At 58.5% G+C, this 15671-nt stretch carries 14 protein-coding genes and 2 tRNA genes; 4 read left to right on the top strand and 12 right to left on the bottom strand.

From position 1 onward, the window contains the following. Positions 1-155: 155 nt before the first annotated feature. From LRP59_RS10460 to LRP59_RS10440, 5 genes are all read right to left on the bottom strand, one after another. Positions 156-890: an ATP-dependent Clp protease proteolytic subunit gene (locus tag LRP59_RS10460; RefSeq protein WP_002531858.1), complete on the bottom strand. Its 735-nt coding sequence runs from the start codon at positions 888-890 to the stop codon at positions 156-158. Further along, positions 853-1458, bottom strand: coding sequence for a ClpP family protease (locus tag LRP59_RS10455; protein ID WP_002516946.1), 606 nt, complete (start codon positions 1456-1458; stop codon positions 853-855). Before LRP59_RS10455 ends, LRP59_RS10460 begins: the two co-directional genes overlap by 38 nt. Before the next feature lie 108 nt (positions 1459-1566). Next, on the bottom strand, positions 1567-2781 hold the full coding sequence (locus LRP59_RS10450) for an AI-2E family transporter (RefSeq protein WP_002521406.1): 1215 nt from the start codon (positions 2779-2781) through the stop codon (positions 1567-1569). 191 nt (positions 2782-2972) lie between these two features. Then, positions 2973-4520: a trigger factor gene (gene tig / locus LRP59_RS10445; RefSeq protein WP_002514390.1), complete on the bottom strand. Its 1548-nt coding sequence runs from the start codon at positions 4518-4520 to the stop codon at positions 2973-2975. A gap of 254 nt (positions 4521-4774) precedes the next feature. Then, positions 4775-4848: transfer RNA gene (locus LRP59_RS10440), tRNA-Gly, on the bottom strand. Positions 4849-5007: 159 nt separating this feature from the next. Between LRP59_RS10440 and LRP59_RS10435 the strand changes: the two genes are divergently transcribed. After that, a complete protein-coding gene (locus LRP59_RS10435) occupies positions 5008-5262 on the top strand; it encodes a DUF2871 family protein (RefSeq protein ID WP_002514391.1) in 255 nt (84 codons plus the stop codon). Between the two features lie 8 nt (positions 5263-5270). After that, complete coding sequence (locus LRP59_RS10430) at positions 5271-5444, top strand: DUF2871 family protein (RefSeq protein WP_002514392.1); 174 nt, start codon at positions 5271-5273, stop codon at positions 5442-5444. A gap of 367 nt (positions 5445-5811) precedes the next feature. On the opposite strand, the gene LRP59_RS10425 is transcribed toward LRP59_RS10430, so the two are convergent. Together LRP59_RS10425 and LRP59_RS10420 are read right to left on the bottom strand one after the other, a co-directional pair. Next, the gene (locus LRP59_RS10425) at positions 5812-7275 is read right to left on the bottom strand and encodes an HIRAN domain-containing protein (protein WP_023269405.1); all 1464 of its coding nucleotides are present in this window, start codon (positions 7273-7275) and stop codon (positions 5812-5814) included. Next, the gene (locus LRP59_RS10420; RefSeq protein WP_002533309.1) at positions 7272-7667 is read right to left on the bottom strand and encodes a hypothetical protein; all 396 of its coding nucleotides are present in this window, start codon (positions 7665-7667) and stop codon (positions 7272-7274) included. Before LRP59_RS10420 ends, LRP59_RS10425 begins: the two co-directional genes overlap by 4 nt. A gap of 261 nt (positions 7668-7928) precedes the next feature. Between LRP59_RS10420 and LRP59_RS10415 the strand changes: the two genes are divergently transcribed. Next, positions 7929-8004, top strand: a tRNA-Pro gene (locus LRP59_RS10415). A 165-nt stretch (positions 8005-8169) separates the two neighbouring features. Here the strand turns inward: LRP59_RS10415 and LRP59_RS10410 are convergent. The 4 genes from LRP59_RS10410 to LRP59_RS10395 form a co-directional block, all read right to left on the bottom strand. After that, the gene (locus tag LRP59_RS10410; RefSeq protein WP_002514394.1) at positions 8170-9111 is read right to left on the bottom strand and encodes an alpha/beta fold hydrolase; all 942 of its coding nucleotides are present in this window, start codon (positions 9109-9111) and stop codon (positions 8170-8172) included. Positions 9112-9153: 42 nt separating this feature from the next. Beyond that, the gene (gene lysX / locus LRP59_RS10405) at positions 9154-12399 is read right to left on the bottom strand and encodes a bifunctional lysylphosphatidylglycerol synthetase/lysine--tRNA ligase LysX (RefSeq protein WP_002531856.1); all 3246 of its coding nucleotides are present in this window, start codon (positions 12397-12399) and stop codon (positions 9154-9156) included. A 267-nt stretch (positions 12400-12666) separates the two neighbouring features. Next, positions 12667-13941: a hypothetical protein gene (locus LRP59_RS10400; RefSeq protein WP_002531855.1), complete on the bottom strand. Its 1275-nt coding sequence runs from the start codon at positions 13939-13941 to the stop codon at positions 12667-12669. Positions 13942-14037: 96 nt separating this feature from the next. Further along, positions 14038-14856, bottom strand: a complete 819-nt coding sequence (locus tag LRP59_RS10395; RefSeq protein ID WP_002514397.1) for an Fpg/Nei family DNA glycosylase — start codon at positions 14854-14856, stop codon at positions 14038-14040. A 77-nt stretch (positions 14857-14933) separates the two neighbouring features. Between LRP59_RS10395 and LRP59_RS10390 the strand changes: the two genes are divergently transcribed. After that, positions 14934-15173 (top strand): hypothetical protein, encoded by a 240-nt coding sequence (locus LRP59_RS10390; RefSeq protein WP_002514398.1) that lies wholly within the window; start codon positions 14934-14936, stop codon positions 15171-15173. Here LRP59_RS10390 and LRP59_RS10385 read toward each other — a convergent pair. Further along, a complete protein-coding gene (locus tag LRP59_RS10385) occupies positions 15162-15635 on the bottom strand; it encodes a ribose-5-phosphate isomerase (RefSeq protein WP_002514399.1) in 474 nt (157 codons plus the stop codon). The two genes, LRP59_RS10390 and LRP59_RS10385, sit on opposite strands and share 12 nt — an antisense overlap. Positions 15636-15671: the final 36 nt, after the last annotated feature.

The raw sequence follows: 15671 nt of genomic DNA, 5'->3' as shown, positions 1-15671 counted from the left end.
ATCCGTCTTCTCCGGGACGATCATCCTCCCGAGATGTGCGCCGTACACCTTAGTTATGGACAGTATCCATTTCGGATGTCGTCGTCACCCGTGTCGAGTGACGACGACCAACCCTGCAGTAACCCTCGAGGGTCACCAGACGACCGTGTGGAACCTCACAGCGAGGTTAAAATGTCGTCGATAAGGCCGTACTCCTTCGCCCCCTGGGCAGTTAGATACTTGTCGCGATCGATGTCCTTGGAAATTTGCTCGACGCTCTGACCAGTCGCAGTAGCGAGCATGTTCTCCATGAGCTTGCGGATGCGCTGAATCTCGTCGTCCAAGATCTCAATATCGGTGGCCTGACCATACGTGGCCTGGCCCATAGCCGGCTGATGGATGAGGACGGTCGAGTTCGGCAAGGACAAACGCTGCCCCTTCGCGCCGGCGGCCAGCAACACGGCCGCAGCCGATGCCGCCATGCCCAGGCAAATCGTTTGGATGTCGGGGCGCACATAATTCATGGTGTCGTAGATCGCCGTCATAGCTGTGAACGAGCCGCCAGGCGAGTTGATGTACATGCTGATCTGACGATCGGCATCCATCGACTGCAGGCACAGCAGCTGGGCCATCACGGCGTTGGCGATGTCGTCAGTCACCGGAGTGCCAAGGAAGATAATGCGATCCTCGAACAACTTGGTGTACGGATCGACGCGACGCACACCGTAAGAGGTGCGCTCCTCCCACTGCGGGATGTAGTAGTCGTTGCGCGGACCTGCCGGGGCTAGCCCGCCAGGAGCAGCCTGTTCGGCCTGCTCGGCGTTCAAGGCGGCCAACCGATTCTTGTCAAAGGCGTTGAATCCCATGGTCACCTCACTGATTGGGGGCGTCACCGCGAAGCTGCGACGCATTGCTGTAGACGTGGTCAATGAGCCCATATTCGAGAGCCTCCTGAGCGGTGAACCAGTGGTCCCGGTCGGAGTCCTCAAGGATCTGCTCAAGGGTGTGGCCAGAGTGGTCGGCGTTGAGCTGAGACAGCTCGCGCTTGGTGTCCTTAAGCATCTTGGCGTTAATGGCGATCTCAGTAGCAGTACCACCAACTCCGCCGAGCGGCTGGTGCATGAGGATCTTGGCGTGCGGCAGGGCGTACCTCTTGCCGGGTGTGCCAGCGGTCAGCAAGAACTGGCCCATGGACGCTGCCATGCCCATCGTCACGGTCGCAACATCATTAGAGATCCACTGCATAGTGTCATAGATCGCCATTCCCCCGGTGACCGAGCCGCCTGGAGAGTTGATGTAGAGGTAAATATCGGCCTCGGGATCCTCGGCGTTGAGTAACAACATCTGGGCGCATAACGCATTCGCATTCTCGTCTTTAACCTCGGAACCAAGGAAGACAATGCGGTTGCGCAGCAGCGACTGGTAGACGTTGTCGGTCATCCCGGCACCGCCGGTCTCGGGGCCGGCCATGGCGGGCATGCCCTGGGAAGCGATCGAAGTATTGTGACTCACGGTTCTGAATCTACCCTGTGGGCACGACAGTTCCAGAGCCTTTCGCGGTCAGCGCGTCCGAACACCACCGGCATGCTACTCATCGGGGTTGTCCTCAAGCCCTTCTGTGGGTCGAGACGAGATCAGCGCATTGACCCATCGAGCACCTGGGTCGTGGTCAATAAGAGTGGCCTTGACGAGCAAGGAACACGGCAGAGCGATCAGAGTTCCCAACGCCCCAAAAACCCAACCCCACAAAAGCAAAGAAACAAAGGACATCGTTGGTGTCAGTCCCACAGCATCGCCAGCAAACTTCGGCTGGATAATCGACTGGATGACGAAGTTCAGCACCGAGTAGGAGACGACAACAACCACCGCTGCTACCCAGCCGTCTTTGAAGAGAGCCAAGAGGGCTGGTGGGATAACGCCGATGATGAAGCCAATATTTGGAATGTAGTTCGTCAGGAAGCTGAACAACGCCCAGACCCCGGCAAGCGGAACGCCGATGATGAGCAACGCTGCCCAGTCAAAGAGGGCGACAATAAGGCCGAATACCGTCGTCACCAACCAGTACTTACGAATACCGGAAGCGAAGGACTCCAAAGCCAAGACAACAACCGGCTTACGACTTCCGGCCATCCTTAGTCGATCATGCATCTGCGGAGTATCCATGACCATAAAGATCATGCCAGTGAGGATGACGATAATCATCGTCACGACGCTGGTGGTATCTGAGGCAACCGACGTCACGACCGACATCACTTGCTGCGGATCGATCTTTTTGAGCTTATCGGCAATGACTTCCTGGGAATACCCAAGTTGGGTCGACCAGTGCAACAGTTGCGTATAGATCTTCTCCATCTGCGGGATGTAGCTCTGCAACTGGTTAATCATGGCTGCCACCGACCACACCATGCCTACGACGCCAGCCGCCAGCACAACGATGACGGCGGTGCCGGCTGTCGTGGCAGAGATCCACCGCGGACATTTGTGTTTCACGAGCCAGGTGTGAATCGGATAGGCCGTGATGAGGAGGTTCAAACCGAAAAACAACGGGGCGACGACGCTCGACAGCTCATGCAGGAAGCTCAGTCCTAACCACGCCGCAGCCACCGTCAGCAGAACAATGGTGAGTTTAGGCAAGCCATGTTTGCTGGTGGCTACCTCAGCTTTTTCGTGGTCACTCGGCTGAGGTTGCAGCCCAGATTCGGCCGCCTTCTCCGCGTTCGTTGCGCCGTGGGTGAGATGTTCCTCAGTCTCCAATTCGCCACGCTCGACCGCACGGGCCACCGCGATGTCGTCAGCCACCATCTGACGCGCATTGCGCAACTGACGAGTGGCAGGGGCAACAGAGATCCGACGTCGAGATCGTGTGGGGCGCGCGGGGCGTTTGTTCATCGAGCTTCCTCAGGGTTGACGTGGGACCGGCGTCGTGCGAAAACCCGCACGACGCCGGTCATCAACGGATCATGTCGATCCTACGGGACACGTGGCCCTGATCATCACTGGGACTTATCGTCCTTGGCAGCCGTCTTCTTCTTAGGAGCAGGCTTCTTAGCAGCGGGCTTGTCATCAGACTTGACGTCCGCGACCTTCTTGGTAGTCGCCTTCTTAGCGGGAGCCTTCTGCTCAGCCTTGGGCTCCTCAGTGGGCTTGCTGTCAACCTTCTCAACAGAATCTTCAGCAGGAGCGTCCTCTTCGGCCTGCTTGTCGGCAATGGTGCCATCAGGCTGGATGCGGTCAAGCTCGAGAGCATTACCCTTCGAGTCGGTGACGGTAGCAGCACCCACCATGGAGGCCAGAGCCTTGCCACGACGGATCTCCTGCATCCAATCAGGCAGGTGGTTGTGCTGCATCATGTGCTGAGCCTCCTCCTCGGGGGAGGTGCCGTTCTGCTGAGCCTTGCGGAACAGCAACTCAGTCAATTCGTTCTGTTCAACACCGATCTCGTCGTCATCGGCCATCTTGTCGAGGACAATTTGGGCTTTGAGGGCGTCCAGGGAACGCTTCTCGATCTCAGCCCAGAAGTCGTCGGCGTTATCCACCTCCTCTTCGGAGTCTTCGAGATACTCTTCGACGGTCATACCGGCCTGGGCCAACTGCTGGTTGACCTGCTGACGGCGGGCTTCGAGCTCAGAGTCGATGAGGTTGGTCGGCAGCTCAATGTCGATCTTGGAGATAACCTCCTCCAGCACCTTGTCGCGGGCGTCCGCAGCCTGGTCGAGGCGAGCCATATTCTCCAAAGCGGTGCGCAAGTCGGCACGCATCTCGTCGACAGTGTCGAACTGACTGACCAACTGGGCGAAGTCGTCGTCAACGGCCGGGAGCTCCTGCTCACAGACTTTAGTGACGGTGACCTTAATGTCGGCATCCTGGCCGCGCAGCGGGCCGCCAACGAGGGTGGAGTGGAACTCTGCAGACTCACCCGCCTTGAGACCGGTAACGGCCTCATCAAGGCCTTCCAACATGCCCTCGGAACCGACCTTGTAGGTGACACCGGATGCGGTGGCGTCTTCGAGAGCCTCGCCGTCGCGGGTTCCAGCAAGGTCAATAGTGACGAGGTCGTCCTTGACGGCAGCGCGCTCGACCTCTGTATTAGTGGCAAAACGCTGGCGCAGGGTCTCGACGCGCTCGTCAACGTCCTCATCCGGCACCTCAACGGCAGGCACCTCAACGGAGATGGCGGAGACGTCGGGAAGATCGAAGTCAGGACGAACGTCCACCTCGGCGGTGAACTCGACAACCTCGCCATCCTCCAGCTTGGTCACCTCAATCTCGGGCTGACCCAAGGGAACGACCGTGTTCTCCTCGATGGCCTTGCCATAAGCAGCCGGGAGGGCGTCGTTGATGGCCTCCTGAAGGACGACCCCGCGACCGAAACGCTGGTCGATAACCGGAGCGGGCACCTTTCCCTTGCGGAAGCCGGGAACGTTCACCTGGTTGGCGATGTCCTTGTAGGCCTTGTCAAGGCTGGGCTTCAGTTCATCGAAGGGCATCTCGATCGTGAGCTTCACACGGTTAGTGCTGAGCTTCTCAAGGCTGCTGGGCACGAAGTTTCTCCTGTGGTTCCGATTCTGTCATCCCCGTTGAGGGGAGTACACATTCCATTTAATTCTAGCGACGCAATAGCCTCTGAGCCACCGGAAGGTTCCCACCCGGCAACAGCACCCGCCCAACTCCACGGTCTCGGCCAATGATTTTGGTGTCAGGAGACCCCTTCCAGCGGGCCGCACCATGGTCCTGCTGACTTACCGCGGAAGGACGGAATGACGAGAATGTCAACAATGACGCGACTGCTGACAAATGGAGCGGATGACGGGAATCGAACCCGCGTAGCCAGTTTGGAAGACTGGGGCTCTACCATTGAGCTACATCCGCGCACCCCCGAAGGGACCTCGATAGCATACATGGATTGACCGTCGGCGTCACATTCACAGTGACAGGGTGTGCCACGACCGTCCCAGCCCATCCTTCAGCCCGTGAAATATCAACCTTTCGGACCATGTTCACATCTGGACCCCGTGGTGTCATGACACCATGAGATCGTTGAAGAAGCTTGCAATCTGCGCAACCACCTGGCTAGTCATCGGCCTCCTCGGCGGAGCGTTCTCCCGCGAGTTCACGAAGGCCCACGACGTCACCGCCTGGACCCAGCTCAAGGTGGTGCATAATAGCCGGGCGTTGGGCTTCATGTTCACCCTCATCGTGCTCCTATTGGAGCGAACTTTCACCCTTTCTCAACACCGTGGCGCCTTCGCCTTTCTGGGGGATTCAACCTTGGCTTCCTGCTGACGATCACAATGCTCGTCGTGCACGGCACGATGCAGGTCAACGGACATCCCGACGTCTCCCCTGCGATCTCCGGTATTGCGGGTCTCGGCCACATCGGCCTGTCCGTCGGTCTCGTCGGCCTCATGGTGGCCCTGTTCACATCACTTCCGGCTGCGGGCGGCAAGCCCCAAGAAAACCGCTGACCTCTCAGGAGCCATTGAGCTCCTGCTATGGCCTACACATCCCGACACCAGGCGGGTGTAGTCGCACAGGCGCATAACGACGTGGCTTGTCAATATTTCTAGCTGACTCACGGTACCATCCACTGCGAGCTGCACAGTTTCCACGTAAGTTCGCCCCACGCAATACAGTGAACGCTCTCACCGACAAGCTAATGAGCAAACTCATATCGACGGATGTTCGTTTCATGGCGCGCCTAGCCGCCGTGTGGCGCGCAATGAATGTGTGAACCGATCGCTTGTGCCTCACAATTCATGAGTTACTTCGACAGACAATCGGTCGGTTACTCCTGTGGCGACCTCGACAGGATCTGTCAGCACGTGACCGGCGTCACTCTGCGACCCGATCATCGTGGCTAGATTCACCCTGGTGAAGCGAAGATTCTGGGGACCCTGCTTGACTGGCAAGCCTCTTGGCGTACCTATACACGTTGTCATTGATCCATTCCGGCGGTAATTCGCTGCCCTTAACCGCCTCGAGCACCATGTCGACCTTGAGCTGATTACCGGTAATTCTGCCGGAGCACACCAACGCAATTCCCGCTTCCTCGCACGCTTCGACGACGGGAAGAAAGTGCTGGCTCATCTGGGTCGACAACAGGCCCACCATCACGCCGCCTACCTTGACGCCGATGACTGTTCTCTCTGTCGTCTTGAGCTTCTCGATGAAAGACCCCAGTTCAGCCACCACTGGTACAGAATGCTCGCCGCCAAGTAGACCCAACAATGTCTCCATATGGTCTTCTTCATGGGTAACTTGCACCTTACGGCCTCGCGGCAGGGTGGCGACCGGTCCACTGGGCATTCCGACAGGAACCTCCACCTCATCGGGTAGCGGAAACTTAACACTCACACCGGCTTTAAACCCGTGCTGGCGCGTCATCCAGATCGAGGCCGGAACCAATAAGCATCGGTGCGAGAAGTGAAGCGCCTCGACGACATGACGGTACGATTCACTCGCCTCATCCGGTGCCATTCCGACCTGCACATCATCAATAAAGACGGCAAGTTTATGGTTGGGAGTAAGCCTCACTTGCGCATCGAGATCATCAAGCCGCACCTTGTCGCGTTTACCATCCTGACCACAAGAGACACAGACCCGAGTGATACCGGTCTTGAACTTCTTAGTCACGACAAGTTTGTAGTTACGCACGCAGGGCCCCCACGGTTTAACTGGCATCTGCATACGCTTCGTAGAGGGCGCTGATGATAAGAGCCGCGGGTGAGCTAACGGGCGTATCGAAGGTATGGTCTTATTCGTACTTGGTCGAGTGAGTGCCCCACGGAGGACGTCATTAGTCGGGATCTCAACGTATGCATCAAGAGCACTGATAACGCATCCGTGAACATCCATCGATGTCACGCCTAGAGAGTCCCACTCTGGGGCGATATCGGCAGCAGCCCATACAGACACATAACCGATATGGCTTCCATTCACGCTAACTTTGAGTGCATTCTTATCGTAGCTATTCTGTGGCTCGCGTTCAACGCATAGCACCGTAGACCCAACAGCGGATTTCGGAACCTCGTAATAGCACATTCCAAAAACGTCGTAACGGGTGACTCTATCCCCAATGTTAAGCTCCATTGAGGACCCCGAAGACACTACCCTTGCACTAACCTTCGCGGCAGGTAGCGCCCTGTGCTTAGCGCAGACAGCGATAATCGCCAGCCAAGACCCTACGGCCATCCATATTCCCGCACGTGGGATCCAGAACATAGCCGCGACGATGAGCACACACCACCACGGGTGGGAAACAATGAAATCCCTCATTGCGTTCACGCGTTTGCTCATGCTTCAACCCATCCACCGGTGTCCTGGCTGTCTTTACCTACACCGCCCCGCTGCCCACAATGAACACTCTTTTGACATGTGATCATCCGTACAGCCCGCGTACCTTCAACCCCAACGGAAGCAGAACAGATCGAAGCCACACCCACCCGCCGTGAATTCTTCTGAGCTCCAGTTTGCGGGGTGTCACTGCCCCCTCCTAGAACCAGTGACACGATGGGTCTTGCTAAAGCGTCCTGCCGAAGGCACACCATCTCTGGCGGTGAAGGCCACTCACCTCTACCGACCCTGACTCTGGCCGCTGCCCGGACTGTCATGGGTGGAGGACTGACCTCCCTCAAGAAATCTGACAGATCGCTCATGACTCCAATTCTCGCCCTCGGCCACAATGGCAACAGGTCCTTTGTAAACATTACTGACTACAAACTACACGAAAGCCCCTCATAATAAGGCGCTCTACAGGCGCTTCGCAGTCCTTAGTCCCGGAATCACACAGCGCTTACAACAAGCTCTGCATCGTGCTTTCCTCGGCAGCGATGCTTGCTTGGGCAGACAACCACACAACTGCGAATCCCCGTCCTCATGACGGCTCATTGGCCGAGCGGCGGGGTTTCCACTAAGCTATCGGTGTTCTCGTTGCGGTGAGCGTAGCGGAACGGGGCGTAGCGTAGTGGCTAGCGCGCCTGCTTTGGGAGCAGGAGATCGCAGGTTCGAGTCCTGTCGCCCCGACCAGCTTGTCAGGCCTGGTTTGGTGGCGTTTTTGCTAGTCAGGCGGGCTCTTGAATAGCTTCCAGGCTTCGCAGCTGTGGTAGTAAGTGACTGCGTGACTGTACTGAGTACGACTAGGCAGCGTTGGTTGGCACGTACGTCATGGTCCCGCGGTCCTGCTTAGTCGCGTCACCTCACCAGTGAGCAGATGGCATCAGCGATAGCCTCCGGCCTATCCAGCATCATGAGGTGGTGGGAGTTTTCCACCACGACCAATCTTGCGTTGAGCATCGGAGCCAGGCGTTCATGAAGTTTCAGCTCTTGCTCCTGGCCTGAGTACACCGCCGACAGCAACACCGTCGGCACGTCGGGCCAGGCATGCTGTGAACGTACAGCCATGAGGTCCCACGCTTGCTGGTCGTACCCAATCCATTCGGCTACTGCCATCGCCATAGCGTCAGGGCTGCCATAAACCCGGTGGAGCCGGTGATCCTGGAATTGATGCCACACCACCGAACCTGACCTCATTGTTTGCGCCATGACGCCGACGGCGAAAGCGTGACGACCCAACGAGCCAGCCACCGAGTCCATAACCTTATAAACTGCACGCGGCAACGCCACGCTGCGACGACGCGGTGGATGGGTTGGCCACTCCACAGAGGGATCAACGAAGACGACCCCTGCCACAACCTCGGGATGCATCCGAGCAAACGCCTCGGCATGGAAGGCCGCCATGGAATGGGCAACAAGAATAACTTTCCGTGGCTGCCGAATGTCCCAATGCCCCTGAACCAGACCAACGAGGTCGGTCAGGCTCGCGACTTCTTCATCCAACTCAGGATAGCGCCCCGGCCAGATAGTCCCACCGAGACCTGGACGGTCGTAGGTGATGACGTCGACGTGCTGGAGGCGATCCACGACGGGTTTCCAGAAGTCGCTCGACGCCGCAGCTCCTGCCATGAGCAGTACGACGGGATCCTTGACGTGGTAGTCCGGCCCTTCCCCATCGTCGTATGCAACACGGAACGGCCGTCTGCCTAACTCGCGAACCGACGTCAGGGCGTCGTGAGACGAATCAAGCATCTTGTCGCCGTGCCCGTCAGAACAGCCGGCCTCGTCATCGTCACTCATGACACTCCCCTATCTCACTCCAGGATTCAGACCCTCGCGCTCTCACAAGGCGCGCGGACGCACCAGCGGGAAGCTAATCGTCTCGCGAATTGACGCATTCGTCAGCATCATGACCAGACGATCCAGCCCCATGCCCATGCCGCCAGAAGGCGGCATCGCGTACTCGAGAGCCTCCAGGAAGTCCTCATCAAGCTCCATCGCCTCCGGATCGCCACCCGCAGCGAGCAAGGACTGGGCTGTAAATCGCTCCCGTTGGATCACCGGATCGACGAGTTCCGTGTAGGCAGTACCCACCTCGGAGCCGAAGATGATGAGATCCCATTTCTCGGCCAGTCGCGGGTCATCGCGGTGCTGTCGTGTCAGCGGGGAGACGTCAGTCGGGAAGTCGCAGAAGAAGGTCGGCTCGACGGTGACATGCTCACTCAAGTGCTCGTGCAACTCCAGGATGACGTCGCCTCGACTCCACCTCGGCAAAGTCGCAATCCCGAGCTTGTTGGCGTAGCTGATAAGTGTCTCTTTGGGGGTATCGGCAGTAACTTCCTCCCCCAAACCGCGCGAGATTCCCTCGTTGACAGTGATGACATGCCAGTCGTTAGCCAAGTCGATCTCATGCTCAACACCCTTGCGGTCACGTCCGCGCACGACCGTCCCGCCGGTGGCGTTGCGGGCTGCGGAAAGGATCATCTCCCTCGTGAGGTGACGCATCTGGACGTAATCGCCATAGGCCTGGTAGGCCTCGAGCATCGTGAATTCTGGATTATGGGTAGCGTCGGCGCCCTCGTTGCGGAAGTTCCTACCAATCTCGAAAACTCGTCCTGCCCCGCCGACCATAAGCCTCTTGAGGTACAGCTCCGGGGCAATGCGCAGATAAAGGTCCAGGTCGTAGGCGTTGATGTGGGTGTGGAATGGACGCGCATTCGCCCCGCCGTGAATCGTCTGCAGAATCGGCGTCTCAACCTCGATGTAATCGTGACTTAACAGGGTTTCTCGCACCGCACGGATGGCATTCGAGCGAGCACGCAGCTGATCGCGCGCACTGGGGTTGACGATGAGGTCAAGATAACGCTGACGAACCTTGGCCTCTGGGTCATTGAATCCCGATCTTCTCGATGGCAGCGGTCGCAGCGACTTCGCTGCTAGCCGCCACGACGTCATCTCCAGACTTAGCGTCCCGTTACGGGATGCTCCAACTGTTCCAGTCGCAACGAGGTGGTCTCCCAAAGACACCGTATGACGGAAGTCGCGCAGACTGTCGACGCCCATGCTGTCACGTTCCATGACTAGCTGGCAGGCCCCTGTCCAGTCGAAGAGGTCAACGAAGATGACCCCGCCGTGGTCACGGCAGGCATCCACCCGTCCGGAAACGGTCATCTCCTGGCCAGTCAGCTCAACGGCGACGTCACCCAGCCGGTGGTCAGGCTTACAGTCAGGCGGATAGGCCTCCACCCCTGACTCAATAAGACGCTCGCGGGTCGCCATTCGAGTACGAACCTGTTCGGGAAGACGACGCTGCGGAAGAATCGGCGTGCGTTCTTCAGCCAGGAATTCGGCAATCTCAGGATGCCCGCTAATCGAATATATTGGCTGGGGCGGCGGTTCCACCGGGTAAAGCCAATTAGGAATATCAAGCTGACCCTCAGCAATACCCATTGCTAGACCAACCTGAGCCAGATCAGAGGTGTCAGTGAAATTAAGGTAGCGGGTCTGCCAGCTCGGCTTGTACTTGACGTTGGAACGGTACAACTGCTCAATCTGGAACCACTTCGATGCCACCAGTACCAACCAGCGGTTAAGCCGACGCACCGGGGAAGCACCCACTCGAGCGCCTTCCTCAATAGCCTCGCGGAACACCGCGAAATTCATGGACACCCGCCGAATGCCAATTTCTGGCCCAGCCGCCATGAGTCCGGCAACCATAAGTTCAGTCACACCGTTATCTGCTCCGTCGAGATCTCGCCTCATGACGTCGAGGGACAAGCCGTCATTACCCCATGGTGTAAAGGACAGAATGCCGGCCGTCTGACCAGCGCGGAGGCTGTCGTCGGGGTAGATCGCCTCCACCATGACACATCGACCATCTAGAGGGTCCCCCAACCGAGACAACGCCATCGAGAAGCCACGCTCGTCGCCGTTTTGGCGCCATTTATCAGTCAGGCCAATCAGGCTGTGCAACTCCTGCGGATTGATGTCCTCATGGCGTCGAACCCGAGTCGTGTATCCCATCGCGCGCAGTTTCGTGACCGTATGGCGCACCGGCTTGAGATCAGGATCATCGAGATTAAACGTAGCCGGGGAGATGATGGCTTCGTCGCCGATGCGCATCGCCCTCAAGCCGGCCTGGTTCCATGTCGTCGCACCTTCCTCTGAGGTGCCAACGACGGCAGGAACCCATCCATAGGTGTGGGCGACCTCAAGAAAAGCGTCAATGGCTCCGGGCCACTGGTCAACCGGGCCAACTGGGTCACCCGACGCTAACGCCACCCCAGCCTCCGTGCGATAGCAGACGGCGGCATGACCGTTGCGAGAAAAGACGACAGCTTTGTCACGGCGCAGGGCAAAATATCCCAGTGAATCAGCCGGATTTTCGTCAAGAAGGCGGCGCAATCTCAGCTCGTCAGACAGGCTCATCATCGCGATATTGCGTTGGGAACGCAAAGTGACGACGAGCGCAGCCACCAGCACGACGGCCAGTAGGAATGAGACCACACCTTGCACCCAGTGCGGCGACGTCGGCTCCTGGGCGATACCTGCTCCATTACCTTGAAGGATGCGAGTGATGATGTGCACCAAGCGGTTCCGGGGCCGTCCAACACCACCGGTCAGGGACACCAATAGCCACCCAATAAATCCAGTAGCCAACAGACCGCCAACGAGTACAACGACCGCCCGTCCGAGATTGGCGCGAACCGTGTGCGCAGCAAAGTCGCGACGATGAGTCAACAATGCCACCAAGATCCAGCCAACCGAAAACACGTTGAACAGATACCCCGCCAGATCAACGTCGTTAAGGGTGTCTGTCGGCCAACCTATGAAAACCTCGGTGACCACGATGATAAAGAAAGCGGCCGCCACCAGCCACATCAACCCAAACACGACGAGGCTCACCCACCAGGCGAACCTTTTACGTCGCGACAGCGCGTCCGACAGCACCAGCAGGACCACGACACCGGCCCAACCGAAACCGTCAACCGGGAAAATGAACAACGAGAACACGTTGTTGGCGATAGCCACCCACGCGGTGCGGCTAAACACCAGACGTAACACAATGAGTAGGGCGGCGATGTTCATAAGCCGCGGGATGACGACAACCGGTGTGGACCTTGGATTCGAGGTCGATCGAGAACCGGTGCGTGGCCGAGCAGCGGATGCCACTCGTGTCTCAGGTACGAGGTCGGACGATGTCACGCCCTAACTGTGCCACGTGCACACGACACAACCAGAACCCCACCGCCGGAACAGCCCCACCCGCCTACTGCACATAGTGAATTGGAGGCGAAAATGAGGCATTTCCAACACGATGCAGTAATCCTGCCGCCCCAACGACGCACCAGTTTGTCACCAGGTGAGCAGCGCCAGATCCTCATCGTCGAGATGCTCGCTGATGAGCAAGCGCCGTGCCGTGCGCTGGCGCAACTCCCCCACCCGCATCGGACCAAATGCGCTCGTCAAGTCCTCTGGCCAGACCGTCGTCATCGCGTAGGCAAGGGCGGCACGGCGTCGGGGCACCCGGTGCCCGTCGACATAGAGCGGCCCTCCGGGTACCGCAGGAAGAAAGGCTCCTAATTCCCAAACCGCCTCGTCAGCATCCCGGCCACCAAAACGCCCCGTCCATATGGCTCGTTCCGCGCGTACCAGCGGATCCTCCCCGTCATGTGCAGCAACGTTGACCCAGACTCCACCCGGGACTAGCTCAGCCAACTCAGCTGAGGCTATACACCGGGACATAAAAGTGCCCGGCTCATCCATTGGAAGCTCCCACAACCGACGCAGCCCCTCGTCACGAAGCTCGGGATTACCCACGCGGTGACCCAGCCGGAACGCAGCGCAACAGGTGAGGAGCTTGGCGACGTGATCGTCACCTTTCCCAAAGGGCCGTGACAACACATTTTCCAGACCCTCAGCAGCCATCTCGAGAGCATCAAATGGTGCGACCCTCATGCCGACCGCACTCATAAGCAACCACGTCTGAGGACCTGAAACGGTGCGTGGATCAAAACTCGATACGATCTCGTCGACACGAGCACCAACCGCCGACGCAACGTGGGGAGACCACCCAATCATCACCCGGGTAGCGCCGCGGGATTCATAGATGACAAGGTCGTGAGCCCCCATCGGTAGCGGGCCGATCGTTTCGCTGGTCTGGTCGATTCCATCGACAAGAATGCCAGCATCTGGGGTACGACACATCATTTCTTCCGGCGGGTCAACGATCGTTTCACACGGCAACCACGAGGGAAGACATTCCAGCGCTTCCACGACGGCGCCCGCCGGATGACCACGCCACAAAGCCATTCGGGCGCTGCCTGGAGACAGTGCGACCTCAGGACCCAGCAGACTGACCCCCTCGTCAACAGGGTGGCAATCTCCCATATCTTGACGCCAGACCGTCAATGCTGCATCGTCACAGACGCCTCTGGTGACGACAATTCCGCTAGCCCCAGCAGCCCAAACGATGGCTGAGACCGGTTGATCGAGAGTCCAGGTCGGGCCGGGAACCGTCACATCAGTGTCATCAGCACCGGGAGGCATGGTGATCCCGGCGACGAGTTCCGCCACGTCTCCTTCACGCGACTGGACCGAAAGGACCGCTCCGCATGGGTGTGTCCACATCCACGAGGACTCGTGATCGGACTCCTGGCATGACACCAGTGTCCACGGTGGACCAACGGTGACGTGGTTCATTCTGACCTCCAAAACCAACAACCGTCAGTGACGCCGACGCTGACACCGTGGGCACCAGAACAGGTGACGCCCTCCCTGTGCGACCATCCGCACCGGCGTATTGCACACCAAACAGGGCTGGTCCTCGCGCCGGTAGACGTACACCTCGCCGCCATGACGATCTACCCGAGGGGGCCGACCCATCGCCTCCGGAGTGTGCTCTGGCTGCACGGTGTCGATGCGCCCTGACTCAACTCCGGCGCGCATGAGCATGACCAGATCATCCCACATCGCCAACCACGTCGAGTGGGAAATCTGCTTGCCAGGGGTGGCTGGATCAACGCGGTGGCGAAATAACACCTCAGCTCGGTAAATATTGCCAACTCCGGCCGCAACCCTTTGGTCTAACAACACATCGCTGATTCGCCGTGACGACCGTCGTACCTTGTCCCATGCAACGTCCGAATCTGCATCGTCGCGGATGGGGTCGGGGCCAATAGTGGCTGCGACCGTCCCCCACTCGTCGTCGTTGATGAGCTCGCACGTTTGCGGACCGCGTAGATCAGCTGCAGTAACGCCGTCGGTGATGCGTAACCGCACCTGACCGACCACGGGAACTGTCGGCCCGACTGCCAGCTTGCCAATCAATCCCAAGTGGATGTGTAACAGGTGGTCAGGACGATGATTATCGAAGTCCACGACGAGATGTTTGCCCCATGCCTGAGCTGAGGTCAGCACTGTCCCATCCAGCATGGCTGCGGATTCGGCGAATCGTCCCTGCGGAGAAGTAACCTCAACCCGTGAACCGGCGAAGGCCGAGTCGATGGCATTGGCAAGACGATGGATGACGTGGCCTTCAGGCACGGTTGGTTGTCCTCTCGGATAAGTTCATAGCGTCATGGAAGTCGAACAGGTGCAACGAGTTGAGGCAGGATAGCTTCATGAATGCCTCTGACCGCGGCAAACAGCACCGAAACCATGACCACCGGCGTGGTCATGGGTCAATCCTTAAAGGAGACCGCGCTATGAGGGCGCGCGAACTTGTGGAGCAGCCCGAACCCTCCGGTGAGTCCCAGATGCCCGAGCCGGGTCAGGAGTGGGAGACGATACTGGCGGATCTTCAACGTCGAGCCACCGCCAGTCACGTCAATAATTCAGGGCAGGAGAACTCACCCCAGTGAGCCCTTGTCCTCCCAGCAAATGAGCTTGTCAATACGACGCTGGTGGCGGTCCTCGTGGGAGAAATCGGTCGTCAGGAAAGTTTCGACGATCTGCCAGGCTTCCTCCTGAGTCTGCATCCGGCCGCCCAAAGAGACAACGTTCGCATTGTTGTGGAGACGTGCCAGTTCCGCGATCTCGACGGTGTACGCCAGTGCGGCGCGGATCCCCTTCACCTTGTTCGCAGCGATCTGCTCGCCGTTGCCAGAACCACCCAGCACGATGCCAAGTGACCCCGGCTCAGCCACCACGGCCTGAGCACACGGGATGCAGTAGTCGGGATAGTCATCCTGAGAGTCATAGCTAGCCGCGCCATGATCGACGACCTGGTATCCAGCTTCGGTCAACTTGCCAACGAGGTACTCCTTAAGCTCAAAGGCCGCATGGTCGGTGCCGATATGAACATGTGAAGGCTTAAAGGTCATGCCTCCATCATGGCACCTGGACCCGGCCAGTCAGTG

The sequence above is a fragment of the Cutibacterium sp. 37298 genome, assembly GCF_023838685.1.
GTDB lineage: Bacteria > Actinomycetota > Actinomycetes > Propionibacteriales > Propionibacteriaceae > Cutibacterium > Cutibacterium acnes.
The sequence above is the reverse complement of the archived record's forward strand: the minus strand, read 5'-3'. Positions and strand labels throughout refer to the sequence as shown.

What these genes read in the sequence shown, in the direction of transcription:
- LRP59_RS10460 (WP_002531858.1), bottom strand. Translation starts at nt 890, where the DNA reads ATGCGTCGCAGCTTCGCGGTGACGCCCCCAATCAGTGAGGTGACCATG.
- LRP59_RS10455 (WP_002516946.1), bottom strand. Translation starts at nt 1,458, where the DNA reads ATGCCCGCCATGGCCGGCCCCGAGACCGGCGGTGCCGGGATGACCGAC.
- LRP59_RS10450 (WP_002521406.1), bottom strand. Translation starts at nt 2,781, where the DNA reads ATGGTGGCTGACGACATCGCGGTGGCCCGTGCGGTCGAGCGTGGCGAA.
- LRP59_RS10435 (WP_002514391.1), top strand. Translation starts at nt 5,008, where the DNA reads ATGAGATCGTTGAAGAAGCTTGCAATCTGCGCAACCACCTGGCTAGTC.
- LRP59_RS10430 (WP_002514392.1), top strand. Translation starts at nt 5,271, where the DNA reads ATGCTCGTCGTGCACGGCACGATGCAGGTCAACGGACATCCCGACGTC.
- LRP59_RS10425 (WP_023269405.1), bottom strand. Translation starts at nt 7,275, where the DNA reads ATGAGCAAACGCGTGAACGCAATGAGGGATTTCATTGTTTCCCACCCG.
- LRP59_RS10410 (WP_002514394.1), bottom strand. Translation starts at nt 9,111, where the DNA reads ATGAGTGACGATGACGAGGCCGGCTGTTCTGACGGGCACGGCGACAAG.
- lysX (WP_002531856.1), bottom strand. Translation starts at nt 12,399, where the DNA reads ATGAACATCGCCGCCCTACTCATTGTGTTACGTCTGGTGTTTAGCCGC.
- LRP59_RS10400 (WP_002531855.1), bottom strand. Translation starts at nt 13,941, where the DNA reads ATGTGGACACACCCATGCGGAGCGGTCCTTTCGGTCCAGTCGCGTGAA.
- LRP59_RS10390 (WP_002514398.1), top strand. Translation starts at nt 14,934, where the DNA reads ATGAATGCCTCTGACCGCGGCAAACAGCACCGAAACCATGACCACCGG.
- LRP59_RS10385 (WP_002514399.1), bottom strand. Translation starts at nt 15,635, where the DNA reads ATGACCTTTAAGCCTTCACATGTTCATATCGGCACCGACCATGCGGCC.